The organism is Ruminococcus sp. AF17-1AC (genome assembly GCF_003461385.1).
Taxonomy (GTDB): domain Bacteria; phylum Bacillota; class Clostridia; order Oscillospirales; family Ruminococcaceae; genus Hominimerdicola; species Hominimerdicola aceti.
This window is the reverse complement of the sequence record NZ_QTWZ01000048.1, coordinates 863-1,125: the sequence shown is the minus strand read 5'-3', so window position 1 is coordinate 1,125 and position 263 is coordinate 863. Positions and strand designations below refer to the sequence as shown.

Annotated in this window: 1 pseudogene; it reads right to left on the bottom strand. The window is 36.9% G+C overall.

Going from position 1 to position 263, the window contains the following annotated elements:
- Positions 1-80 precede the first annotated feature (80 nt).
- A pseudogene (locus DWW81_RS13355) lies at positions 81-263 on the bottom strand (hypothetical protein); the annotation flags it as partial.

The window sequence follows — 263 nt, the reverse complement described above, 5'->3', positions numbered from 1 at the left end:
ATATTGTTTTCCTGTTCCCATTGATGACACACTCCTTTGTTTTTATTATACTTCGATTGTTTTTTATGTGTCAAGTTTTATTATACAGGATTATAGTAACTGCCCGAAGAAGTTATTCTGCTGCACATTTCCTTTGCCTCATCATACATTCCATTCCTTTTCAGCGTTTTTGAGGCTATGCCAATAAGATTAAAGATATTTCCGTCCTGCCCTATCAGCGGACATTTTGGCTTTTTGGACATCACGACATCTCCTTTCCGTAA